Below are 22,684 nucleotides of genomic sequence, written 5' to 3' on the forward strand. Positions count from 1 at the left end.
AGCGGGCCGGGGGGCCCGCGAGTGCGGGGGGCACCATGCGACGATCGCGACTACTCGGCGTGCTGCTGATGGCACCGCTGCTGGCCCTGCCACTGGTGGTGGCGTCGCCCGCGGCGGCCGCGCCCGACGTGGAGGTGCGGGTCACGCTGGAGCGGATCCGCCTGACCGGCGGCGACGACGGATGCGGCGACCCCGACTGGTACGCCAAGGTCACCATCGACGGCCAGACGTTCAACAACGAGGACACGCCGTCGCAGGACGCCGAGGAGGGCGACCCCGACATCACGCCGAACTGGGAGTTCTCGCGCACGGTCGACACGGCCGCGCTCGCGACGCCGGGCCAGGTGCCGCTCTCGATCGAGATCTGGGAGGAGGACGGCGGGCTCTGCTTCGGCGACGACCTGTTCGACGCGTCGCAGTCCGCCGGATCGGCCATCGCCGGCTCTGCCACCGTGGCACCCTGCAGCGTCGGCCTCGACGGGCAGACGCTGCTCTGCGGCGCGAGCGGCATCTTCGCCGGCACCGGCGGCGACCGCGTCGAGGTGACCATGCGCGTGGAGGTGGACGAGCCGGCGAGTGCACCAGGCCAGCGCATCCGCTGCATGCACACGCCCGCATGGCCGCAGGCCGGCGAGACCGTGACGATCACGGCGACCTCGCTCGACGGCGCGCTCCAGCCGCTCATCGCCGACGACCTCGAGATCTGGTTCCAGCCTGACACCGCCGACGTCACGACGCGCACGAAGGCGGTCGACACCTCGGGCGTGGCATCCGCGACGTTCACCTTCACCGCCTCGCCCGACCCGGGCGCCGACGACTTCGACTTCGCCTACGGATGCCGCATGGCGAAGGGCGGCACGCCGATCTTCAGCGGCTGGCGACGGGCGACCGAGGGCGACCCGGGCACGTCGAGCTTCCCGATCGTCTACACCGGTCCGAGCGCGAGCCGACTCGACATCGTGTTCATCGCCGACGTCGACACCTATCCCTTCGGGCCGGATGCCCCGTTCAACGCCATGTTCGTCCAGGACATCGCCCAGGTGGTGAACACCTCGTACTACGGGTTCGATCCGTTCCTCACGAACCAGGACAAGTTCAACTTCTGGGTGGTGCTGAACCAGGGCAGGGCGGATGACGCGAACGACGGCAGCTGCGACCACGACCTGCCGCCCGGGTGGGACGAGGACTTCGCCTTCGCGGACGCCGGGGCCATCCTGCACCGCAAGTCGCAACGCGACTGCGCGCTGCGCGGGGACCGCATCTTCTCGGGCACGCTGAACACGGCGTACCGGGGCGACGCCTTCCAGGTGGTGACCCACGAGACGGGCCACCAGCCCTTCGGCCTCGCCGACGAGTACTGCGACCAGCGGCCGGGGTCGGCGAGCACGACGTGCGACGGCGGCTACTTCGAGCAGGACGACGCCCCGAACGTCTACGAGGAGCCCGAGGACTGCGTCGACGACCTCGGGGCGTTCCCGGGTCGACCCGAGTCGGCGTGCCAGGAGTTCACGGAGGACAACTTCTGGTTCTTCGACACCGACTACACGGTGTCGGACCCGGTCTCGAACGACCTGATGGTCGACAACGGACTCGCCCAGCCGTCGGACATCAGGCGGATGGACTTCATCTTCGGGCACTGCCAGGCTGCGGGATGCTGAGGCGCGACATGCAACGGAAGCACATGACGTACTGGGGGCTGGGGGTCGCCGCGGCGACGCTCGCCATCGTGGCCCTGCCGTTGACGACGGTGCAGGCGGACACCACCGAGGACCCGGGCACGGCCGCCCTGCCGGTGATCGTGGATGCCGCGACCGACCCCGCGAAGGCCGTCGTCGTGCGGCTCGACTTCGCCTCCCGCACCGAGACGAGCGTGCAGAGCGTCGAGGTGTCGATCCAGCGGGCGCACTCGCACGTCGGCGATCCGCCGCTGCTGCGCCTGACCACGGCCGATGCCGACGGCGTGCCCATCGAGGTCATGAACGCGTGGAGCCCGCTGTGGGTGTTCACGAACGACGGGCAGGAGCGCCTCGAGATCCAGGACAGCGGTTCGGGCAGCTTCGTCGTGCCGTTCGCGGCGAACCTCGCGAGCCTCACCGTGGAGGACATCGAGCTCGGGCAGACCGTGGCCGACGTCGACCTCGAGGGGCCGATCCAGGACTTCTGCGCCGCGAACCCCGCCGACCCCGACTGCCTCGAAGCCGATCTCGGCGTCGACTCGGTGTCGCCGACGGGACCGCTGTTCGCCGTCATGGGCGACGCGGTGGACGTCCCCGTGGCGAGCGTGGTGAGCAACGCCGGCCCCGATGGACCGATCGACGCGGAGGTCACGCGCTCGGTCGTCGCCGACCCCGGCCTCACCGTGGTGCCTTCGGCGGCGGACACCGTCGACGTCACCGCGCTCGCGGTCGGCAGCCCGCAGACCCTCGAGCGGACGTATTCGGTGACCTGCACCGCGCCCGGCGTGCACTCGGTGTCGTTCACCACGTCGATCGAGCCGAAGCTCGCCTCGGTCGTCGACGCCAACACGGCGAACGACTCGCTGACCGAGGCGTTCGAGGTCGACTGCGCGGTGCCCGTCACGATCAACATCCAGCCCGGCAGCACCACCAACCCGGTGAAACTGAACTCGGGGGTGCTGCCGTTGGCCGTGCTCACCACGAGCGCCGGCGAGTACGGCAACCCGGTGGCATTCGACGCGACCACGATCGACCCGCTCAGCGTGAAGTTCGGGTCCGAGTCGGTCCTGCTCGGCGGTGGCGGCGGAACGGAGAGCCACCGCAAGGGGCATCCGGAGCGATCGCTCGAGCTCGACGAGCGCACGAAGGACGCCGACGTCGACCTCGTGCTGCACTTCGGGCCGCGCACAGGCGTGCTGGACCCGAGCGACACCGAAGGCTGCGTCTTCGGCCGCTTCGACGGCCCCGACGGCTCGACGGCGTTCTTCGGATGCGACGTCGTGCACGTGAAGTGACCCCACCCCTTCGCTGAGCCGACCCGCCGCGCGACCCCCGCTCTGGGGCTCGCGCGGCGGATGGCGGCCATGGCACGTCTCCGCCACCATCTCGGTGCACTGTCGTGGCAGCGTCGTGTCAAGCCACGAACGCGCACGAGAGGTCAGCCATGCCACGACGCACTCCCCCATCACCGATCCGACGCACCCGCGCCATCGCCGTCGCCGCCGCCATCAGCGGCCTGGCGATCGGCGTCGGCGGGGTCGGAACCGCACTTCCCGCCGTCGCGGGCCCCGTCGACGGCGGCTCGGGCGGCGGCGGCTCCGCGCCCGCTGCCGCGTCGCCGACCGGCGAGCACCGGGTCACCCTCATCACGGGCGACCGCGTCACGGTCACCGACCTCTCCGACGGGCGGCAGACGGTCGAGATCGACCCGGCGGTCGAGGGCGGCGGCGTGCAGACGGTCCAGGTCGGGGACGACCTCATCGTCCTCCCCCAGCAGGCGATGCCCTACGTCGCCTCCGGCGCACTCGATCGCGACCTCCTCAACGTGACGAAGCTCATCGAGTTCGGGTACGACGACGCCTCGGTCGCTGCCACTCCGGTCATCCTCGAACTCGCCGACGGGCCCGTCGCGATGAGCGCCGAGCCGCTGCCCGGCGTCGAGGTCGGCGCGGCGCTGCCGAGCATCGACGCCGCAGCCGCCGTGGCCGACCACGCGTCGGCCGCATCCACGTGGGCTGCGCTGACGGATGCCCCGGCCGGCCCGGGCCTGTTCTCGGCCGAGCCGGGCGCCAAGACCTTCGGCGGCGGCATCGAGGCGATCCACCTCGACGGCAAGGTGCAGGCGACCCTCGACAGCTCGGTGCCGTGGATCGGCGCCCCCGAGGCGTGGGCCGCCGGCTACACCGGCACCGGGGTCACCGTGGCCGTGCTCGACACGGGCTACGACGACACGCACCCCGACCTCGCGGGCCACGTGCTCCCCGAGTCGACCAGCTTCGTGCCCGGCGAGGAAGTGGCGTTCGACCCGCACGGTCACGGCACCCACGTCGCGTCGACCATCGCGGGCACCGGCGCGGCCAGCGGCGGCACCCACCGCGGCGTCGCGGACGGCGCCGACCTGCTCGTCGGCAAGGTGCTCGGCAACGACGGCTACGGCCAGGACTCGTGGATCATCGAGGCCATGGAGTGGGCAGGCCAGCGCGCACCGATCGTCTCGATGAGCCTCGGCTCGTCCGAGGCATCCGACGGCGAGGACCTCCTCGCAGAGGCGCTGAACACGGTGGCCGAGCAGACCGGCACCCTCTTCGTGGTGGCCGCCGGCAACGCGGGCGCACCCGAGACCATCGGCACGCCCGGCTCGGCCGCGAGCGCCCTCACTGTCGGCTCGGTCGACGACCCGAGCGGCGCGCTGTCGTACTTCTCCAGCCAGGGCCCGCTCACCCGTTCCGGTGCATTGAAGCCCGATCTCTCCGGCCCCGGCAACGATGTCACCGCGGCGCGCTCCGCGGACAGCGAGGGCGAGGGCGCGTACACCAGCAAGAGCGGCACGTCGATGGCGACGCCGCACGTCGCCGGCGCCGCGGCGATCCTCAAGCAGCAGCACCCCGAGTACACCGCCGCGCAACTGCGGGCGGCGCTCACGAGCACCGCGACCGACACCGGCATGGCGCCCTACCAGGGCGGCTCGGGCGTGGTGAACGTGGCCGCCGCCGTCGAGTCCGATCTCGTGGCCTCGGGCTCGGGCGACTTCGGCATGCTCACGTGGGGCGAGGAGCCCGAGCTCGTCGTGCGCACCATCGAGTACACGAACCGCGGCGACGCCGAGGCGACGGTCTCGCTCGAGGCCTCCCTCGTCGACACGACCCCCGGCACCGGCGGCGAAGAGGGCCCCGGCCCGTTGTCGGTGGGCGAGGCATCCGAGGTGCTCAGCCTCGACGCCGACTCGCTCACCATCCCCGCCGGCGAGACGCGCTCGGTCACGCTCACCGCCGACCCGGCCGCCGTGCCCGCGGGCGTGCAGCTGTCGGGCGCGCTCGTCGCGTCGGTCGACGGCGTGCCCGTCACGCGCACGGCCCTCGGCATCATCGCCGAGTCCGAGCGCTACGACCTCGAGGTCACCGCCACCGGGCTCGACGGCGAGCCGACGCACGCCGTCGGCTGGATCTGGAACCCCGAGACGGAGTGGTACGACATCGTGCAGGTCGACGGCAGCACCACGCTGCGTCTGCCCGCCGGCGACTACGCGCTGATGACCTACATGGATGTCGCGCCGTCGGCCGATTCGCAGGGCGTCGCGCTCGTCGGCGACCCCCACGTCGTGCTCGACGGGTCCGACCAGGCGCGCGTCGCGTTCGACGCCCGCGCCGCGAAGAAGGTGTCGGTCGATGTCGGCGAACGCGGACTCGAGTCGCTCGTGATGCGCATGGACTACCTCGTCGACGGGTTCGGGGGCAGCATGATCGCCCCGGTGTGGGCCGACGACCTGTATGCGCAGCCGATCGACGCGTCGGATGCCGAGGAGTTCAGCTTCACGACCCGCTGGCGCCTGCAGCACCCGAACCTGGTGCTGAAGTGGGGCACGAAGACGTTCGACGTGACGAACGTCCCCGGCGCCACCATGCTCGACCATGAGGTGAAGGGCGCCGCGGTCGGCGTGGGCCTGGGCTCCGCCGAGGAGTTCGCCGCGGTCGACGTGCGCGGCAAGGTCGCGGTGGCGCTCCGCTCCGACGCGGTGTCGCCCGTGCAGCGTGCCGCCAACGCGGCGGCGGCCGGCGCGGCCCTGCTGGTGGTCGTCAACGACGCCGACGGCGAGTTCAACGAGTGGGTCGGCGCCGAGGACGGATCACGGGCCGCGGTGGCGGTCGCCACGGTCAGCGGCGTAGAGGGCCGTCCGCTCCTCGACGCCCTCGCCGGCACGAAGAGCGTGAAGGTCACCGCCACGGGCGTCGCCAACTCCGACGAGGTCTGGGACGTCGTGCGCTACAGCGAGGACGAGATCCCCGCCGACCTCGCCTACCGACCCACCGACCTCGCGCGCATCGACACGACCTACCACGGTCGGCAGGGCGACCTCGTTGGCGAGTACCGCTACGACTTCACGCCGAACGGCATGTCGGGAGCCGGCTACCCGCAGCGCGCGGCCCGCGGGGTGGAGCGCACCGAGTGGGTGAGCACCGACGACGTGCGCTGGTACCAGGGCGTGTTCCTCGTCGACGGCACCTGGGGCATCCGCGACGTGCAGCGCACGTACGAGCCCGGCTCGGTGAACGCGACCAGCTACTTCGGGCCGATCGTGCGTCCGTACGTCGGGCGCGGCTTCTGGGCGCCGAACCGCCAGGGCGCCTACGTGCAGGTGAACGTGGCCTCGTGGGCCGACGGCGGCGAGCCCGAGCACACCGGCGGGTTCGACACGTGGGCCGGCATCCCCGGCATCGTGCAGCACTCCGAGCTGTACGTGAACGGCGAGTTCGTGAAGGCCTCGGAGTACCAGGGCCTGAACTACTACGGCCTGCCCGACGGTGACAGCGAGTTGCGCATCGTCAACGTCGCCGAGCACGACGGAACGTGGCTCGACTCGTCGACGTCGACCACGACCGAGTGGACGGTCACGTCGACGGGCACGGCTGACGTCTACGCCGCGCAGTTGCTGCCCATGCTGCAGGCGACGTACGACGTCGAGGTCGGCGCCGACGCTCGGGTGGGCGACGGCCGCAAGAAGGGGGCCACGGTGCCCCTCGGCTTCGCGGTCGGGCACGTGTCGGGTGCGGCCGGCAGCGGCATGGTGACGGATGCCACGCTCGAGGTGCGCCTGCCCGGCGGCGACTGGACGCCCGTCGACATCGAGCTCGCCTCGACGCTCGACGAGGGACCGGGCGAGATGCCCCTGAGCCTGTTCCCCACCGGACGCGCCTACGTCGCCTCGTACGAGGCTGACCTGCGGGTGCCCGACGCGGGCGGCTGGGTCGACCTGCGGGTGACGGCGTCGGATGCCGCGGGCAACACGTTCAGCCAGGAGATCGAGCGTGCCTTCGAGGCCGCCCCGGCGAAGGGCGCCGGCCACGGCGGCCACGTCGGCGGCAGCCACGGGGGCCGGCCGTGATCGGCTGACCGACCGCGTGGGCTGCGCTGGGACAGCTCGGCCCACGCACCACGACGGCCCGGGCGATCGGAGAATGTCGCCCGGGCCGTCGTTCGTTCACGGCCGCGTCGGCTCAGTGGAAGGCGTCAGCTCAGTGGAAGACGGAACGCGCCATCACCGTCACCTCGATCGGCACGGTGAGCGGCACGAGCTCGGTGGAGAGCGGCGCGTACCACACGGAGCGGAGTGTGACCGTCGCGGTTCGGCCGTCGTCGGAGGCCGCCCGCACCAGCTCGACGTGGTCGAGGTCGGTCGCGGCCGCACCGAGGTATTCGGCCGCTGCGCGGTGCACGTCGGCATCTCGCAGGTCGAACTCCAGGCGATCACCGTCGACGCGAACCGACTCGAGCGGCCACGCTTCGGCGCCCGCGAGGGCGGCCCCATCGGCCACCGTGAAGAGTCGCTTGCGTTCGAGGTAGAGGGTCGTCGCTGAGGCCACGACCATGACGATGGTGAGTCCGAGGAAGCAGTAGAAGATGGTGAGCAGGAGGGTCGAGCCCTGCTCGTCGCTCCGTCGCTCGCCGACCACTCGCTCGCCGACCTCTCGCTCGCCGACGACTCGCTCGCGGGCGAATCGGTCGCCGAGCCGGAGTCGAGGACTCGGGATCATTGCGGCCGTCCCGCGAAGCGCGACACCGTCTGCGTGGCACTCGCCTCGATCGGCACACTGCCGATCGCGCTGAGCGTCAGGACGTCGGGCACGAGCGGCAGGTCGACCCGAGCGCGAATGGCGACGTTCACGTGGGCGCCCGCCCCGGTGCAGTCCGCGCGGTCGCAGGTCAGGGACACGGACGCCGCGTCGGCGTCGATGCCGTAGTCGTCGAGCGTCACGCGCACCGCACGCTCCACCGCGGCATCCGATGCGCCGTTGTCGCCGCCGAGCACCGCGACCCGCGCCGCCTGACGCGCTGCCCCCTCGACGCCGAGCGCCCCGGCCTGGATGGTGGCGACGGCGAGGACCAGGTAGACCAACGGCACCAGCAGGAGGATCCCCACGGTGAGGAATTCGAGCGATGCCGTGCCCTCGTCCCGACGGAGTCGGTCAATCCAGGGTCTCAACCGCCGCATGGCCCGATACCTCCAACCCCTGCTGGACGCCCAGGAGCCCGATGACGGGCATCGTGGTGCGCACGGTGACCTCGATCGCCGGCACGCCCGCGATCGAGGTCGTACCCGCCGTCACATCCTGCCCGTAGTCGGCGGAGATCGCGGAGGCGATGAGGTCTCGGGTGCGCGCGATTCCGTCGCTCGGCGACGACCCGGCCAGTGCCGCGTATCTTGCTCCCTCGGCCGCCGCGTCGAGCACCGTGTTGCGCACGTGCAGCGCCAGGGCGAGTTGGACCACCGCGAGCGCGAGGACCGTGAGCAGGACGCCGACGAGCGTGAACTCGGCGACGGCTGAGCCCCGCTCGTTCGCGAGCCCGTGCGCGATCCCGCGGCCGAGGCGGAGCACGCCGGACACGCCGGACCGCTGTCGCCGATGGGGCGCTCCTAGAACCCCGTCACGCGACCGATCGCCTGGTCGAACACCCCGCTGAGGGCTGGACCGGCGAGGCCCCAGATCACGATCACCAGCCCGGCTGTCATGAGCGTGATCAGCACCCACCCCGGTACGTCGCCCCGCTCGTCGCGCACCCGTTCGAGCAGCCGTTCTCGCATGGTCGTTCCTTTCGTGGGCGCGGCCGCCGTGGCGCGCGCGTGGCGTGGTGGAGTGGCGCATCAGAAGCCCGTCTGCAGCACGAGGTAGCCGGGGAACAGGGCGAAGGCCACCGTGACGGGCAGAATCAGGAAGATCAGCGGAACGAGCATCGCGATCTCCTTGCGGCCCGCCAGCTCGATGATGGTGCGCTTCGCCTCCTCGCGGGCGTCGCCCGCCTGCGACCGCAGGACGGCGGCGAGGGGCGCACCGCGCTCGAGAGCGCCGAGGATCTGATCGACGGCTCGTGAGAGCGCCGGGTGGTCGAGGCCGTCGCGGAGTTCCGCGAGCGCGAGGCTGAGCGGGACGCCGGTTCCGACCGCGGACACCACGCGCGCGAACTCGCTCGGCAGTTCGCCGTGGCCGGCGGCGGCGATCCGCCGGATCGCGTCGAGCATGCCCTCGCCCGCCGTGAGGCTGAGCGTCAGGAACTCGAGCACGGTGGGCAGCTCGGCCGAGACCCGCGCGAGCCGACGGCGAGCGCGACGCTGCAGCATCCAGTCGCGCAGCGCGGCACCGAGTGCCGCGCCGATCACCGGCATGGCGACGCGCACGATCGCGGGCAGGGCGGTGAACGTGGGGGCGGCGATCGCGAGCGCGGCGCCCGCCACGAATGCGCCGGCCCCCCAGGCGAGCTGCTCGCCCCGGAACCGCTCGACGGAGGCGCTGGAGCCCGACTGGCGCAGCCGCTTCGCGATCACCTCGTTGCCGCCGAGCCACTCCGTGGCGATGGCCCTGGCTCGGTGGGCGAGCGGCGCGACGACGATGCCGAGGACGGGTGCCGGTCCCGCCGGACGCTGCGCCAGCATCGCTCGCGCCTCGGCGGACAGGTCGGCCACGTACGGGGCGACGCGTTCCACGAGACGCGGCCGTCCGAGCCGCGGCACCGTCGAGACGATCAGCCACAGCCCGAGCCCGAGGATCGCGCCGAGGACGAGCCCCGTCGGCGAGATCGCATTCAGCGAAGCCATCGGCGCTCCTCGGGCAGGCGACCGAGTGCGACCATCAACCGATATGCCACGATCGTCACCACGACGCCGACGATGATCAGGGTCGACCCTGCCGCCGAGTCGTACGCGACGAGGGTCTCGTGGCGAGACGCCAGCACGACGAGGAGCAGCCAGGGTGCGGCCACGCCGAGGCGCGCGGCGTTTCGGATCCACGACTGCCGGGCGATGACCTCGGCGCGGAGTGCCGCGTCTTCGCGGAGGTAGCCCGAGAGCCCGCGCAGCACGGCGGTGACGTCACTGCCGCCCACCTCCCGCGCCATGCGGAGGGTCTCGAGCAGCCGGTCGGCAACGGGATCGGCCAGCGTGGCCTTGAGCTGGTCGAGGGAGAGCACGAAGTTGCCGGTGCGCTCGTAGTGCCCGGCGAACTCGGCGAACGCGCGCCGGGTGGGCGCCGGGCCGAGTTCTGCGAGCGCGGCGACGCTCTCGGGGAGCGACATACCGGCGCGAACGGACGCCACGAGGTGATCGACCACGTCGGGCCACACCGCCCGGTTCGCCGCACGTCGCCGGGACGCGCGCCCGCGCACTGCGAGCGGGACGAGCGCGGCGCCGAGCACCGCGGAGACGGCGGTGAGCACGGGGATCTGGAACACCGCCTGCGCGATCGCGCCGAGGATGATCGCGAGGATGGCGCACACGGCGCCGACCGCCGTCAGGGGCACCCCGCCGAGCCCGGCGAGGGCGAGGTCGTCGTGGATGCCGCGGAACGCCGGTGACGGTGCGCCATCGGTTCCCCGCCGCGCGGGCCACAGCAGTGGTGACACCGCCAGCAGCACGCCCAGTCCGAGGAGTCCGCCGAGGATGAGGCTCATCCCGTCGCTCCGCCGAGCACCAGCGCGGGATCGAGCCCGGCTGCGACGAACTTCTCGAGGCGTGCGGGCCGGGCGCCGGTCGGCACGAGGCGGCCGCCGCGGCGGAGGAAGATGGGGTCGACGTCGACCGTGGCATCCGTCGTCGCGCCGGTGGGAGCGGCGATCTCGAGCACGCGCCGCACCCCGTCGCGGTCGATGCCGAGGTGCACGACGAGGTCGATGCAGCTCGCGACGGTGGGGACCACGAACGACGAGTCGATGTTGCGCCCCGCGAGCAGCGGCAGCGTGCACAGCTTCACGAGGGCGTCGCGGGCGGAGTTGGCATGAATGGTGCACATCCCCGGCAGCCCCGAGTTGAGTGCGATGAGCAGGTCGAGGCTCTCGGCCTCGCGCACCTCGCCGACCACGATCCGGTCGGGTCGCATGCGCAGGGCCTCCTTGATGAGGCGCCGGAGTGTGATCTCACCCGTGCCCTCGAGGTTGGGCTGGCGGCACTGCATCGACACGAGGTCGCGCACGTCGAGGTCGAGCTCGAACGTCTCCTCGACGGTGACGACCCGGTCGCCCACCCGCGCCGCCGACATGAGTGCGTTGAGCAGCGTGGTCTTGCCCGTGTGCGTCGCCCCTGACACGAGGATGTTCGCGCCCGCGAGCACGTTCATGCGCAGGAACTCCGCGGCCTGCAGCGGCAGCGAGCCGAGCTCGACGAGCTGCGCCAGCGAGCGGATGCTGCGCCGGAACTTGCGGATGTTCACCGCCCAGTGCGAACGTGCGACATCGGGGATCGCGACGTGCAGGCGCGAGCCGTCGGGCAGCGACGCGTCGACGAAGGGCGACGACAGGTCGACCCGACGCCCCGAATGCTGCAGCATCCGCTCGACGAGCTCACGCACCTCGCGGTCGGAGAGCACGACCGTCGTCAACTCGGCGACGCCGTCTCGCGCGACGAACACGCGGGTGGGCGCGTTGATCCAGATCTCCTCGACCGTGGGGTCGTCGAAGAACGGCTGCAGCGGCCCATAGCCCGTGATCGAGGCCACGACGTCGCGCGCCGTGCCGGCCTCGTCGCCGAGCTGGGCGTGCGCCCCGGCCAGCGCCCGCTCGCTGTAGCGGCGCACCTCCTCGTTCGCGTAGCGCGCCGCGACGCTGCCGTCGGTGGCGAGATCGACGCCCTCGCGGAGGACCCTGGTGCGCACGCGGTCGGCGATGGTGCGCACGGGGTCGGTCATGCGTCCATATTGCGGGGCCGCGGACGACGCGCCGCGAACTTATCCACAGCTCCGATGCTGGCCCGTGAGCACGGCGACCAAGCCTGCCGCGAGAAGCCCTCCCTTAGGCCGTCGGTCGGTCTGCCGTCGCCCGGATCGCCTCCATGACGAGGTCGGCGATCACCCTCGGGTGCGTGATCATCGAGAGGTGGCCGGCGTCGACCTCGATGGTCGTGGCGTTCATGCGGTCGGCGAGGAACCGCTCGAGGTCGGGGGCGATGGTGTGGTCCTGCTTCGAGACGGCGTACCAGCACGGTCGGGTGCGCCACGCCGCCGCCGTCGTGCGCGACGCGAAGAGCGTCTCGGCGATGGGACCCTGGGCCGCGTAGAGCACCCGCGCGCGCTCCTCGGGCACGCCGTTGGCGAAGTGCGCGAGGAAGGTCCCCTCGTCGAGTCGGCCGAAGCCGTCGGTGAAGGTGAGCCCGGCCGACGCCGGCGCCTTGGGGTACCCGCCCGCGAGCGCGGCGTAGTCCTCGCCCGCATCAGGCGCCCGCGCCGCCACGTAGACCAGGCCGGCGACGTTCGGATGGTCGCCCGCCTCACTGATCACGGTGCCGCCCCACGAGTGGGCGACGAGCACCGTCGGCCCGTCCTGCAGGTCGAGCGCGCGTCGCGTGGCCGCGGCGTCATCGGCCAGTGAGGTCAGCGGGTTCTGCACCGACATCACCGACACTCCCGCCTGTTGCAGCAGCGGGATGACGTCGGCCCAGCTTGATCCGTCGGCGTAGGCGCCGTGCACCATCACGACCCGTCCGGCCTGCTGTTCGGTCGCCATGTCGTCACTCCCGTCCTCGGTCGCCGTCGACCGTCCTCGAGTACGCCGTGGCGCTCCATGACCCGCGCCCCGTCCCACCCTAGGGCAGGTGTTCACATCAGGTAGTTGATCTGATACAGTACTCGACATGATGCAAGACATTGCCGACAGCGAGGCGTTCACCGCCGACCTGCTCCGCGGCCATACCGACACGATCGTGCTCGGCGTGCTGCGACGACACGACAGCTACGGCTTCGAGATCTACAAGTCCATCCGCGAGGCCACGGGCGGCGCCTACGAGATCAAGGAGGCGACGCTCTACGCGAGCTACCGCCGCCTCGTGCGCGACGGCCTGGCCGAGGCCTACTGGGGCGACGAGTCCCAGGGCGGACGCCGCAAGTACTACCGCATCACCGATGCGGGCCGCGCCGCCTTCCGCTCGAACGTGGCCAACTGGGTCGCCACGCGCGGCATCATCGACGACCTCCTGGGCACCGCGCCCACCGCACTGAAAGGCACCCGCGCATGAACGCGACCGACCCCATCCGCCGCAGCACCGACATCCACCGCCTCCTCGACGAGTCGTTCGCGGGCGTCGAGGTCACCCCTGAGACGCAGGACCTGAAGGAGGAGATCCGCGACAACCTCCTCTTCCGCGTCGCCGAGCTCGAGGCATCCGGCATCGAGCCGTCGGATGCCGCGCGCCGGGCGATCGCCGAGCTCGGCGACCTCCGCGCCCTCGTCGACAGCGACTCCCCCGCCGAGACGCCTGCGGCGACGCGCACCGAGTCCGCGGCATCCGCTGCGCTGCGCAACCGCGTGCGGCCGAAGCCCGGCTTCGTCGTGCGCACCGTGCTGCTCTCGATCGTCGCCGCCGCGGCCCTCGCGCTGCTCGTGCTCGGCCTGTTCGACGTGGTGTCGACCAGCACCGCGGTGCTCGTGACGCTCAGCGCGGTGTTCGGCATCGCCCTCGGGTTCGTCACGGGCGACGCCCTGCGGCAGGAGACCAGCGCGAGTCATCCGCTGCCCACCGGCCGCGCCGTCGGGTTCGGCGCATCGACCGGCGCGCTGCTGGCGGGCCTCGCGTTCACCGCCGTGGTGATCGTGCGGCTCGACCTCGCGTGGATCATCCTCGGCGCCCTGCTGGTCGTCGCCGCCATCGGCGTGCTGAGCTACCTCGGCGCCACGCAGACGAACCGGCACAAGCCGTGGGTGCTCGAGCAGCAGCGCACGGCGAACGTCGCGAACCGCTTCGACGAGGACCCGGCGTCGGCCGCCCGCTTCGGCATCTACACCGCCGCCATCTGGACCGTCGCGTTCGTGGTCGCCATCGTGCTCGGCTTCACCGTCGGATGGCTGTGGGCGCCCCTCGCGCTCATCGCCGGCTTCGTCGTGATGCTCATCACGCTCGCGCGCATGCTGTTCGGCGCCGACGCGAAGCCCAAGGCCTGAGCAACCTCGACCCTGATCGGACCCCGTGCGCGCCTAGACTGATCGGGCACTCGCGGGAGTGGTGAAATCGGCAGACACGCAGGATTTAGGTTCCTGTGCCTTCGGGCGTGAGGGTTCAAGTCCCTCCTTCCGCACGCGCAGAACGAAGCGAGGGTAGGGCGGAGATCTCCGCCCTACCCTCGCGTGTGAAACGGCTCATCCTCGGCCGGTCGAGACGCGCCTCGTGAGACGCGAGTCGCTTCGGCCTACGAGCACCGATTCCGAATCAGCGCCACCACCAGTGCCCCATGAACGCCACCTCCTCGTGTCGTCGAACCATCAGCATCACCGGGCGAACGACGCCCGCTGTGCTCAGTCAAGCGTAGACAGGGAGGCGGGCGCCAGTCTCCGGATCGGACACGCCCAGGACCCTCGCCGCCACGTGAGATCGAGCGGAGGCGTGTCCGCTTTCAGTAGAGCGTGGTCCGCAGTCGGAAGCAGCCGCCATCAGCGAGGGATCCTCACAGAGATCGGAATCTACGGTGTCCGTGTGCACGGCTGGAGCGGCTCACGAACCGCCGATCCACACCGTGCGCGGCCGCATCGATGACCCGCGACGCGGCGCCCCTCAGCGCATTGGAGGCCCCGAATGGGAGCACTCGTCTACAACGGTCAGCAGACCATCGAGCTCGACGACCGCGTCCTGGCGCACCTCCAGGTCGTGATCATCACCAAGCTCCGGCGACGCGAATCCTTCGCGTTCGCGTGGAAGGAGGACGGACAGGAGACCGTGTGCTGGTTCACGCAGTCGATTCCGCTCCAGTTCGCCTACTCCGGTGAGCGGCCCTCGGAGCTGAATCGCGAGTGGGTGGAGCTTCTCGCCATGGCCGCGAACACCACCGCGGGACTGTTCGTCATGCCCGAACCCGAGCCCGTCGCAGGAGTCGCCGGGACGAGGGATCAGGAATGCGTTCCGACGGTCCGGCGCATACCCCAGCCGACGCGCTCCGCACGGGCGGCTCGCCCGCTGCAGGAGCTCGTCAGCGCCTGAGCCGAGCCGACCGGCCCAAGGTTGCGCCGCGCCGCTCGGCCTGGCGTCCGCCGTCCCCGCTGACGAGCGCTGCCGGGCAGAAGCCGGAGGCGTCACCAGGTCGCGACGTACTCCGACACGGGCAGCACCGTGGAGCGGACGACCGGGAGGCCGCGGCCGATGGCCTGGTCGATGCGGTCACGCAGGCCCTGCGAGTCGATGCGGTAGTCGACGAAGTCGGTGTCGCTCGCGTAGACGCCGATCGGGAGCGTGATCGCCTGGAAGAACGAGAACAGCGGGCGGAACTGGTGCTCGATGATGAGCGCGTGCCGGTCGCTGCCACCCGTCGCCGCGAGCAGCACCGGCTTGTCGATGAGCGCGTACTGCCCGACGAAGTCGAACACGTGCTTGAACAGGCCCGTGAACGACGCCCGGTACACGGGGCTGGCGACGATGAGCAGGGTCGCCGACTCGATGCGGCGCAGCGCGTCCTCGGCGATGGGGCTGAGGTCGTCCCGGCTCAGCGCGCCCGAGAACTCGCGCCCGATGTCGGAGAGCTCGATGAGGTGCGTCTCGACCTCGAGGTCGTTGCCCGACCCCGAGCGGAGGGCGGTGGCGAAGCCCTCGAGGATCTCGTGCACGAGCACGGTGGTCTTCGACGGCGAGTGCAGGCTTCCGGAGACGGCGACGATGGAGATGTTCGGCATGGTGGGACGCTAACCCGCCACGGGCGACACCGGAATCACCCCGGACTCCCGGGGTAAGGCGACGACACAGGCCTTCACACGAGGTATCCCGGCGTCACGGAAGGCGCCGCGCACGCGGCATCCGCGGCTCGCAGATGTCGCCGCGTGACCGCTCGGATGCGTCGTCATGCGTCGCGGAGCAGCCGGTGCGTGACGCGCGCCGAGAAGTACAGGGCGTCGACCGGGATGTGCTCGTCGGCCGTGTGGAACTGCCCGAACACGTCGAAGTCGTCGGGCACGCGGAGCGGCACGAAGCCGTAGCCGGCGATGCCGAGCCGGGCGAGGTGCTTGTTGTCGGTGCTGGCGGGGAGCAGGTAGGGCACGACCACGCCGCCGTCGTCCTCGGCCGTGATCGCACGCTGGGCGACCTGGAGGAGCGGCGAGTCGAGCGGTGACGCGATCGGCGGGATCCACCGGGCGACCTCGAGCTCGACGTCGTCGCCGACGACGCGCTGCAGGCCGTCGCGGAACGTGTCCTCGTGGCCGGGCAGGATCCGGAGGTCGAGGGCCGCCGTCGCCGTGGCTGGGATCACGTTCGTCTTGGATCCGGCGTCGAGCACCGTGGGCGACGCCGTGTCGCGCAGGGTCGCGCCGACGATGCCGCCGACGAACCCGAGGTCGCCGAGCTGTGCCTCGAGCGCGGCATCCGAGAACTCGACGCCGCGCGCCGCGCCGAAGCTCGCGAGGAACGCGTCGAGCGCCGGCGTGCGGGTGACCGGGAACCGGTGGTCGCCGACGGCGGCGACCGCGCGGGCGAGCCGCACCACGGCGTTGTCGGCGGTGGGGCGCGAGCCGTGCCCGGGCCGTCCGCGAGCCGTCAGCTGCGCCCACGCGACGCCCTTCTCGGCGGTCGCGACCAGGTAGGCCCGACGACCGGGCGCGAGCGGCACGGAGAATCCGCCGACCTCGCTGAGCGCCTCGGTCGCGCCGGCGAACAGCTCGGCATGGTGCTCGACGAGCCAGCGTGCGCCCCAGACTCCGCCCGCCTCCTCGTCGGCGAAGAACGCGAAGACGAGGTCGCGCTCGGGCACCTCGCCGTCGCGCGCGAACGCCCGAGCGACGGCGAGGATGACCCCGGCGAAGTTCTTCATGTCGACGGCGCCGCGCCCGTAGAGCACGCCGTCGTCGACCTCGGCGCCGAACGGCGGATGCGTCCAGTCCTGCCCGTCGACCGGGACGACGTCGAGGTGCGCGTGCACGACGAGTGCCCCGCGGGACGGATCACGTCCGGCGAGCCGCGCCACGACGCTCCCCCGGCCGGGACGGGACTCGAGGAAGGTCGTCTCGTAGCCGACCTCCTCGAGGGCCGCCTGCACGTAGCGGGCGGCCCGGGTCTCCCCGTCGCCGATCGTGTCGAGGTCGCCGGTGTTCACGCTCTCGATGCGGATGAGGTCGCGGATGAACCGCAGCGCCTCCTCCTCGAGCAGCGAGCCGGCCGGGGGAACGTCGTTCGAAGCCATGTCGTTCAGTGTTCCCCTACTCCGCGGACTTCCACGCCGCGACGAGCGAGTCGAGGCGCGAATCCGCACCCAGCGTCACGCCGTGCACCGTCGGCTGGGTGCCGAGGATCGACGTCAGCTCGTGCACCGGGACCTGGTGGAACTCCGTTGCGATGCGCTCCTGCGCGTCGGCGAGCACGGCATCGCGCCCCGCGGCATCCGCCACCGCCGCCTGCTCCTGCAGCAGCGACTCGAGCTCGGGGTCGTCGAGGTGGAGCCGGTTCGTGGCCGCCGTCGAGTAGGTGGTGCGCAGCACGTCGCCGTCGGCGCGCGACAGGTTCTGCCAGGACAGGTCGAAGTCCCCCGACTCCTGCAGCTTCAGGAACTCGGGCACCGTGCCGCCCACGAGGTTCACCTCGATGCCGACCGCCTTCAACTGCTGCTGGATGAGCTCGAGCGACGTCTGGTTCGGGCCGAAGTTCGTGATCCACGCGAGGTCGAGCGAGAGTCGTTCGCCGTCGCGCTCGCGGATCCCGTCGGATCCGGTCGCCCAGCCGGCCTCGTCGAGCAGCTCCTCGGCGTGGTCGGGGTCGAAGGCGAAGCTGCCCGACTGGTCGGCGAACCCCGGCGTGGTCGCGGCGAGCGAGCTCGTGGCGACCGCGAACAGGTCGTTGAGCGCCGTGTCGCGCACCTCCTCGGCGTCGATCGCGTTGGCGATGGCCTCGCGCACGGTGCGGTCGGCGACGATGGGACGTGCCTCGTTGAAGTAGACGCCGAACGTGGCGCCGGGGTTGCCGCGGTGCACGAGCGGGAACCCGCCGTCCTCGAGGGTCTGCACGTCGATCGGCTGCACGCCGCCGATGACGTCCACCTGCGCGGAAGCCAGGCTGCCCGTGCGCACGCCCGCCTCGGGCACGACCTGGAAGGTCACCGTGTCGAGGTGCGCCGCACCGTCGTTGCCGAGGGGCGTCGGCCCCCAGGCGTAGTCATCGCGTCGCTCGAGCACCGTCTGCACGTCCTTCGTGTACTCGTCGAGCGTGAAGGGTCCGCTCCCCACCACGGCCGAGCCGTCGGCGCGCTCGGCGAACGGCGTCGCGCGGGTCGACTCCGCCACGATGCCGAGTGCGACCGACGCGGCCGAGCTCGGGAACGCGGCGTTCGGCGCGGCGAAGTGCACCTCGACGGTGTCGTCATCGACGGCCACGGTCTCGGCGTAGCCGATGAACGAGCTGATCGCCTGACTCTCGGCGCCGGCGGCGACGATGTCGTCGAACGTGCCCTTGACGTCGGCGGCCGTGAGCGGCGAACCGTCGGAGAACGAGACGTCGTCGCGCAGCTCGAACGTGAACACCGTCGCGTCGTCGTTGCTCGACCACTCGGTGGCCAGCCAGGGCTCGAGCGTCCCCGTCTCCGGGTCCTGGTAGAGCAGCGAGTCGACGAGTTGGCGCGTGACGTAGAGGGTGTCGTTGCCCGAGCCGGTGCCCGAGGGGTTCAGCGAGATCGGGTCGTTGCCGATGGCGAAGACGAGATCTCCGCCCTCGGTGACGGCGGTGTCGGATGCCGCGTCCGAGGTGCTCGCGGCGGTGGCGCAGCCCGTGAGGGCGAGGGTCGTCGCCGCGACGGCGGCGGCGAGGGCGGTTCGGCGATGGATGGACATGTGCTGCTCCTGGTGTTCGGTCGGTTCGGAATGCGTGGACGGGATGGAGGTGGGTGGATCAGGGGGCCGGATGCCGCGTGCGCGCCGCATCGGAGCCCGGGATGGCGTCGAGCAGCGCGCGCGTGTACGGGTCGCGAGGGGCGCTGAACACCGCGTCGATGCCGCCGCTCTCGACGACCCGACCGTCGCGCATGACCACGACCTCGTGCGCGATGCGGCGCACCACGGCGAGGTCGTGCGAGATGAACAGGTAGCTCAGCCCCAGATCGCGTTGGATCTCGACGAGCAGCGTGAGGATCTGGTCCTGGATCGACACGTCGAGCGCCGAGACGGGCTCGTCGAGCACGAGCAGTTCGGGCGAGATCGCGAGGGCGCGGGCGATCGCGACGCGCTGCCGCTGCCCGCCCGACAGCTCGGCGGGCTTCCGCCGCAGCACGCTGCTCGGCAGGGCGACGACGTCGATGAGCTCGGCCACCCGGCGCGCCCGCGACGCGCGGGTGCCGAGCCGGAACGCCTCGAGCGGATCGGCGACGATCGCGCCGATCGTCAGCCTGGGGTTCAGCGACGCGTACGGATTCTGGTGCACGAGCTGCGCGCGCCGGCGGAACTGCCGCAGCGCCCGGCCCTCCACCCGCGTGAGGTCGTCGCCCGCGAACTCGATGCGACCCGAGGTCGGGTCGGCGAGTCGCAGCACGAGCCGTGCGGTCGTCGACTTGCCCGACCCCGATTCCCCGACGACGGCCAGGGTGCGACCGCGCGGGATCGCGAAGCTCACGCCGTCGACCGCCCGGTGGGTACCTCCGCCGGCCGCGCGCGGGACGGGGAACTCCTTCACCAGGTCGATCGCCGCGAGGAGGGCGGGGGACTCGGGTGCCGTCGCGGCATCCGCTGCCACCGTCGTCGCCCGCGACACCGACCGCGGGTCGTCGAGGCTCGGCGCCGCCGCGATGAGCTGCTTCGTGTACGGATGCCGCGGGGCGCCGAGCACCTCGGCGGGAGTGCCGGTCTCGACCACCTCGCCCTCCGACATCACGACGATGCGGTCGGCGCGGTCGGCTGCCACACCGAGGTCGTGCGTGATGAGCAGCAGGCTCGTGCCGAGCTCGCGCTTGAGCACGTCGATGCGGTCGAGGATCTGGCGCTGCACGGTGACGTCGAGCGCGCTCGTGGGCTCGTCGGCGATGATGAGCGCCGGCCGGGCGATGATCGCGATCGCGATGAGCACCCGCTGGCGCATGCCCCCCGACAGCTCGTGCGGGTACTGCTCGGCGTGCACCTCGGGGTCGGGCAGGCCCGCCTCCGCGAGCGCCTCGACGGCTCGGCTCCGTGCGGTGCGCCGGTCGGCGAGCCTGTGGATGCGCAGCACCTCGCCGACCTGGTCGCCGATGCGCTGCACCGGGTTGAGGCTGACCGTCGGGTCCTGCGGCACGAATCCGATCGCCCGGCCCCGGATGCCACGGAGCTCCGCCTCCCCCGCCCGTGCGAGGTCGCGGCCGCGGAACCGCACGGAGCCGCCCGCGATGGCCGCCGACGGCGGCAGGAGGCGCAGGATCGCGTGGGCGGTCGTGGACTTGCCCGATCCGGACTCCCCCACGATCGCGACCGTCTCCCCCTGCCCGATCGTGAGGGACGCTGCACGCACGCCGTCGATGACCGCGCCGTTCACCCGGTAGGTCACGGCGAGGCGGTCGACGACGAGGAGGTCGGCCGGGTCGGCCGGCCGCGACGCGTCGGCCGCGACGTCCGCATGGCTGGTGGGAGGCGCATCGGTTGCGAGGCTCATCGTGCTCGGCTCCGTTCGAGGTCGAGGGCATGGGACAGCCGGTTCGCGGCCAGCACCGTGGCGGCGATGACGAGACCCGGCATGGTGGTCAGCCACCAGTCGTTGCGGAGGAAGTCGCGGCCTCCGGCGACGAGCGATCCCCACTCGGGCGTGGGCGGCTGGGCGCCGTAGCCGAGGAAGCTGAGCGCCGACACGGCGAGGATCGCGGTGGCGAACTCGAGGGTCGCGAGCACCAGCACCGGGCCGGCAGAGTTGGGCAGCACATGGCGGAACAGGACCCGGCTCCACCGGTCGCCCGACGCGTGCGCGGCATCCACGTACACCGAGGTGCGCACCCGCAGCACCTCCGATCGCATGATGCGCGAGACGGATGCCACGCTCGCGACGCCGACCGCGATCGCCACGTTCACCGTGCCGAAGCCCAGCGCCGTGATGATCGCGAGCGACAGGAGCAGCGAGGGGATCGCGAGCAGCACGTCGGCGAACCGCATGACGCCCGCGTCGACCCAGCGGCCGACGAACCCGGCGAGCAGGCCGAGCAGCGTGCCGAGGACGAGCCCGACCGTGACCGCGATGCCCGCGGCCTGGAGCGAGAGGGCGGTGCCGTGCACGACACGGGTGAACAGGTCGCGGCCGAGCTGGTCGGTGCCGAACCAGTGCGCGGCGGACGGCGGCTGCAGTCGTTCGGCGGGCACGCCCGCGAGCGGATCGCCCGGCGCGAGCACCTGCGGGGCCACCGCTGCGAGCACGACGAGCGCGAGCCAGACGACGGCGACCAGGAGCGTCGGCCGCGCGACGAGCCGTCCGGCGACCCCGATCGTCCGGGACGCGGCATCCGTCGACCGCGACCGCACCGCGTCGCCGAACCTCGCCGAGGCGGTGGCCGCGAAGAGGTCGTCGGACTGCTGCCGCTCCCCCGACGTGAGCGTGACCGTCTCGGTCATGAGGTCTCCTCCCTGGCGGCGGGCGTGAAGGCGGGCCGCGGCGTGCGTGACCGGGAACGGCCGCCGGCCCCGAGGATGCGGGGGTCGAGGAGCGGGTACACGAGGTCGACGAGCAGGTTCGCGATGACGAACGCCGCCGCGGCGAACAGCACGATGCCCTGCACGACGGGCACGTCCTGCTGTTGCACGGCGCCCGAGGTGACCCGGCCGAGTCCCGGCCGGGAGAAGACCGTCTCGGTGACGACCGTTCCCGACAGCAGCTGGCCGACGATCAGCCCGGTGATCGTGAGGGCGGGCAGCGCGGCGTTCTTCAGCGCATGCCCGAGGTGCACGCGGGCGCGATCGGCGCCCTTCGCCCATGCGGTGTCGACGTACGGCTCTGACAGCGTGGTGGCGAGGCTCTTCGACAGCAGCTGGGCGATCATCGCCCCGGTCGGCAGCGCGAGCGCGATCGCCGGGAGCACGATCGACGCCGGTCCCCGGTCTCCCACCGCCGGGAAGATCGGCAGGCTGAACGAGAACCACTGGATGAGCATCAGCCCGAACCAGAACGCCGGGATCGCGACGCCGAGCGGGGGCAGTCCGAGCAGCACGTTCGCGAGCCACCCGCGGCGGGTGTAGTTCGCGAGGATCGCGAGGCCGGCCCCGAACACGACGGCGAGCATGAGCGCCGCCGACGCGATCGCCGCCGTGGGCGGGATGGCCTCGCCGATGACCTCGGTGACGGGCCGGCCGCTCACGAGCGAGCGTCCGAGGTCGCCGTGCAGCGCGGCGGCGAGCTGGTCGAGGTACTGCACGAGGAGGGGCCGGTCGAGGCCGTACTGCGCGCGCAGCGCGTCGAGCTGCTCGGGACTGACGTCGTTCGCGTCGGCTCCGGCCAGCAGCGACACCGGGTCGCCGGGCAGTGCGTAGAGCACGAGGAACGCCACGGTGTACGCGGCCCAGAGCACCCCCACCGCCTGCAGGAGCCGGATGCCGAGATACCTCACCATGGTCGCGGTCCCCCGCCCTGCGCGCCC

20 protein-coding genes and 1 tRNA gene are annotated in these 22,684 nt (G+C 71.9%); 7 read left to right on the top strand and 14 right to left on the bottom strand.

The genetic code is table 11. The annotated features are described in order from the left end of the window. The first annotated feature begins 35 nt into the window (after positions 1 to 35). The 3 genes from J2X63_RS17105 to J2X63_RS17115 all read left to right on the top strand — a co-directional run bounded on the left by J2X63_RS17105 (position 36) and on the right by J2X63_RS17115 (position 7,056). Complete coding sequence (locus tag J2X63_RS17105) at positions 36 to 1,658, top strand: hypothetical protein (protein WP_309979436.1); 1,623 nt, start codon at positions 36 to 38, stop codon at positions 1,656 to 1,658. An 8-nt stretch (positions 1,659 to 1,666) separates the two neighbouring features. Beyond that, the gene (locus J2X63_RS17110; protein ID WP_309979438.1) at positions 1,667 to 2,971 is read left to right on the top strand and encodes a hypothetical protein; all 1,305 of its coding nucleotides are present in this window, start codon (positions 1,667 to 1,669) and stop codon (positions 2,969 to 2,971) included. Between the two features lie 149 nt (positions 2,972 to 3,120). Beyond that, positions 3,121 to 7,056, top strand: coding sequence for a S8 family serine peptidase (locus J2X63_RS17115; protein WP_309979440.1), 3,936 nt, complete (start codon positions 3,121 to 3,123; stop codon positions 7,054 to 7,056). A gap of 130 nt (positions 7,057 to 7,186) precedes the next feature. Here J2X63_RS17115 and J2X63_RS17120 read toward each other — a convergent pair whose 3' ends face one another. The 8 genes from J2X63_RS17120 to J2X63_RS17155 all read right to left on the bottom strand — a co-directional run bounded on the left by J2X63_RS17120 (position 7,187) and on the right by J2X63_RS17155 (position 12,656). Beyond that, a complete protein-coding gene (locus J2X63_RS17120) occupies positions 7,187 to 7,705 on the bottom strand; it encodes a Tad domain-containing protein (protein ID WP_309979442.1) in 519 nt (172 codons plus the stop codon). Continuing rightward, the gene (locus J2X63_RS17125) at positions 7,702 to 8,091 is read right to left on the bottom strand and encodes a hypothetical protein (RefSeq protein ID WP_309979444.1); all 390 of its coding nucleotides are present in this window, start codon (positions 8,089 to 8,091) and stop codon (positions 7,702 to 7,704) included. Before J2X63_RS17125 ends, J2X63_RS17120 begins: the two co-directional genes overlap by 4 nt. 46 nt (positions 8,092 to 8,137) lie before the next feature. Then, a complete protein-coding gene (locus tag J2X63_RS17130; RefSeq protein WP_309979447.1) occupies positions 8,138 to 8,557 on the bottom strand; it encodes a TadE/TadG family type IV pilus assembly protein in 420 nt (139 codons plus the stop codon). A 29-nt stretch (positions 8,558 to 8,586) separates the two neighbouring features. Further along, positions 8,587 to 8,754 carry a hypothetical protein gene (locus tag J2X63_RS17135; protein ID WP_309979449.1) on the bottom strand — a complete coding sequence of 56 codons (168 nt, stop codon included), beginning with the start codon at positions 8,752 to 8,754 and terminating at the stop codon, positions 8,587 to 8,589. Between the two features lie 60 nt (positions 8,755 to 8,814). After that, complete coding sequence (locus J2X63_RS17140; protein WP_309979451.1) at positions 8,815 to 9,762, bottom strand: type II secretion system F family protein; 948 nt, start codon at positions 9,760 to 9,762, stop codon at positions 8,815 to 8,817. Beyond that, positions 9,750 to 10,613, bottom strand: a complete 864-nt coding sequence (locus tag J2X63_RS17145) for a type II secretion system F family protein (RefSeq protein ID WP_309979453.1) — start codon at positions 10,611 to 10,613, stop codon at positions 9,750 to 9,752. Before J2X63_RS17145 ends, J2X63_RS17140 begins: the two co-directional genes overlap by 13 nt. Next, a complete protein-coding gene (locus J2X63_RS17150; RefSeq protein WP_309979455.1) occupies positions 10,610 to 11,842 on the bottom strand; it encodes an ATPase, T2SS/T4P/T4SS family in 1,233 nt (410 codons plus the stop codon). Before J2X63_RS17150 ends, J2X63_RS17145 begins: the two co-directional genes overlap by 4 nt. A gap of 103 nt (positions 11,843 to 11,945) precedes the next feature. Then, complete coding sequence (locus tag J2X63_RS17155; protein ID WP_309979457.1) at positions 11,946 to 12,656, bottom strand: alpha/beta hydrolase; 711 nt, start codon at positions 12,654 to 12,656, stop codon at positions 11,946 to 11,948. Between the two features lie 127 nt (positions 12,657 to 12,783). On the opposite strand from J2X63_RS17155, the gene J2X63_RS17160 reads away from it, so the two are divergent. From J2X63_RS17160 to J2X63_RS17175, 4 genes are all read left to right on the top strand, one after another. Then, the gene (locus tag J2X63_RS17160; protein ID WP_309979459.1) at positions 12,784 to 13,164 is read left to right on the top strand and encodes a PadR family transcriptional regulator; all 381 of its coding nucleotides are present in this window, start codon (positions 12,784 to 12,786) and stop codon (positions 13,162 to 13,164) included. Then, a complete protein-coding gene (locus J2X63_RS17165; protein ID WP_309979462.1) occupies positions 13,161 to 14,087 on the top strand; it encodes a permease prefix domain 1-containing protein in 927 nt (308 codons plus the stop codon). The genes J2X63_RS17160 and J2X63_RS17165 overlap by 4 nt, the downstream gene beginning before the upstream one ends. 52 nt (positions 14,088 to 14,139) lie before the next feature. Then, positions 14,140 to 14,221, top strand: a tRNA-Leu gene (locus J2X63_RS17170). 494 nt (positions 14,222 to 14,715) lie between these two features. Next, entirely contained in the window at positions 14,716 to 15,117 is a 402-nt protein-coding gene (locus J2X63_RS17175; protein ID WP_309979464.1) for an ATP-dependent DNA ligase, read from the top strand. 92 nt (positions 15,118 to 15,209) lie between these two features. Here J2X63_RS17175 and msuE read toward each other — a convergent pair whose 3' ends face one another. From msuE to J2X63_RS17205, 6 genes are all read right to left on the bottom strand, one after another. Further along, complete coding sequence (msuE, locus tag J2X63_RS17180) at positions 15,210 to 15,803, bottom strand: FMN reductase (protein ID WP_309979466.1); 594 nt, start codon at positions 15,801 to 15,803, stop codon at positions 15,210 to 15,212. A 164-nt stretch (positions 15,804 to 15,967) separates the two neighbouring features. Beyond that, a complete protein-coding gene (locus J2X63_RS17185; RefSeq protein WP_309979468.1) occupies positions 15,968 to 17,302 on the bottom strand; it encodes a M20/M25/M40 family metallo-hydrolase in 1,335 nt (444 codons plus the stop codon). A 16-nt stretch (positions 17,303 to 17,318) separates the two neighbouring features. After that, on the bottom strand, positions 17,319 to 18,938 hold the full coding sequence (locus J2X63_RS17190; protein ID WP_309979470.1) for an ABC transporter substrate-binding protein: 1,620 nt from the start codon (positions 18,936 to 18,938) through the stop codon (positions 17,319 to 17,321). Positions 18,939 to 18,996: 58 nt separating this feature from the next. After that, entirely contained in the window at positions 18,997 to 20,721 is a 1,725-nt protein-coding gene (locus J2X63_RS17195) for an ABC transporter ATP-binding protein (protein ID WP_309979471.1), read from the bottom strand. Beyond that, on the bottom strand, positions 20,718 to 21,665 hold the full coding sequence (locus J2X63_RS17200) for an ABC transporter permease (RefSeq protein WP_309979472.1): 948 nt from the start codon (positions 21,663 to 21,665) through the stop codon (positions 20,718 to 20,720). Before J2X63_RS17200 ends, J2X63_RS17195 begins: the two co-directional genes overlap by 4 nt. Further along, on the bottom strand, positions 21,662 to 22,657 hold the full coding sequence (locus J2X63_RS17205) for an ABC transporter permease (RefSeq protein WP_309979474.1): 996 nt from the start codon (positions 22,655 to 22,657) through the stop codon (positions 21,662 to 21,664). Before J2X63_RS17205 ends, J2X63_RS17200 begins: the two co-directional genes overlap by 4 nt. Positions 22,658 to 22,684 lie beyond the last annotated feature (27 nt).

The organism is Agromyces sp. 3263 (assembly GCF_031456545.1).
In the GTDB taxonomy this organism is placed as follows: Bacteria; Actinomycetota; Actinomycetes; order Actinomycetales; family Microbacteriaceae; genus Agromyces.

Excerpts from the sequence above, each read along its gene's own strand:
- J2X63_RS17190 (WP_309979470.1), bottom strand. The coding sequence starts at position 18,938 with ATGTCCATCCATCGCCGAACCGCCCTCGCCGCCGCCGTCGCGGCGACG.
- J2X63_RS17155 (WP_309979457.1), bottom strand. The coding sequence starts at position 12,656 with ATGGCGACCGAACAGCAGGCCGGACGGGTCGTGATGGTGCACGGCGCC.
- J2X63_RS17115 (WP_309979440.1), top strand. The coding sequence starts at position 3,121 with ATGCCACGACGCACTCCCCCATCACCGATCCGACGCACCCGCGCCATC.
- J2X63_RS17175 (WP_309979464.1), top strand. The coding sequence starts at position 14,716 with ATGGGAGCACTCGTCTACAACGGTCAGCAGACCATCGAGCTCGACGAC.
- J2X63_RS17200 (WP_309979472.1), bottom strand. The coding sequence starts at position 21,665 with ATGACCGAGACGGTCACGCTCACGTCGGGGGAGCGGCAGCAGTCCGAC.
- J2X63_RS17135 (WP_309979449.1), bottom strand. The coding sequence starts at position 8,754 with ATGCGAGAACGGCTGCTCGAACGGGTGCGCGACGAGCGGGGCGACGTA.
- J2X63_RS17160 (WP_309979459.1), top strand. The coding sequence starts at position 12,784 with ATGATGCAAGACATTGCCGACAGCGAGGCGTTCACCGCCGACCTGCTC.
- J2X63_RS17150 (WP_309979455.1), bottom strand. The coding sequence starts at position 11,842 with ATGACCGACCCCGTGCGCACCATCGCCGACCGCGTGCGCACCAGGGTC.
- J2X63_RS17185 (WP_309979468.1), bottom strand. The coding sequence starts at position 17,302 with ATGGCTTCGAACGACGTTCCCCCGGCCGGCTCGCTGCTCGAGGAGGAG.
- J2X63_RS17120 (WP_309979442.1), bottom strand. The coding sequence starts at position 7,705 with ATGATCCCGAGTCCTCGACTCCGGCTCGGCGACCGATTCGCCCGCGAG.
- J2X63_RS17205 (WP_309979474.1), bottom strand. The coding sequence starts at position 22,657 with ATGGTGAGGTATCTCGGCATCCGGCTCCTGCAGGCGGTGGGGGTGCTC.
- J2X63_RS17145 (WP_309979453.1), bottom strand. The coding sequence starts at position 10,613 with ATGAGCCTCATCCTCGGCGGACTCCTCGGACTGGGCGTGCTGCTGGCG.
- J2X63_RS17105 (WP_309979436.1), top strand. The coding sequence starts at position 36 with ATGCGACGATCGCGACTACTCGGCGTGCTGCTGATGGCACCGCTGCTG.
- msuE (WP_309979466.1), bottom strand. The coding sequence starts at position 15,803 with ATGCCGAACATCTCCATCGTCGCCGTCTCCGGAAGCCTGCACTCGCCG.
- J2X63_RS17195 (WP_309979471.1), bottom strand. The coding sequence starts at position 20,721 with ATGAGCCTCGCAACCGATGCGCCTCCCACCAGCCATGCGGACGTCGCG.
- J2X63_RS17165 (WP_309979462.1), top strand. The coding sequence starts at position 13,161 with ATGAACGCGACCGACCCCATCCGCCGCAGCACCGACATCCACCGCCTC.
- J2X63_RS17140 (WP_309979451.1), bottom strand. The coding sequence starts at position 9,762 with ATGGCTTCGCTGAATGCGATCTCGCCGACGGGGCTCGTCCTCGGCGCG.
- J2X63_RS17110 (WP_309979438.1), top strand. The coding sequence starts at position 1,667 with ATGCAACGGAAGCACATGACGTACTGGGGGCTGGGGGTCGCCGCGGCG.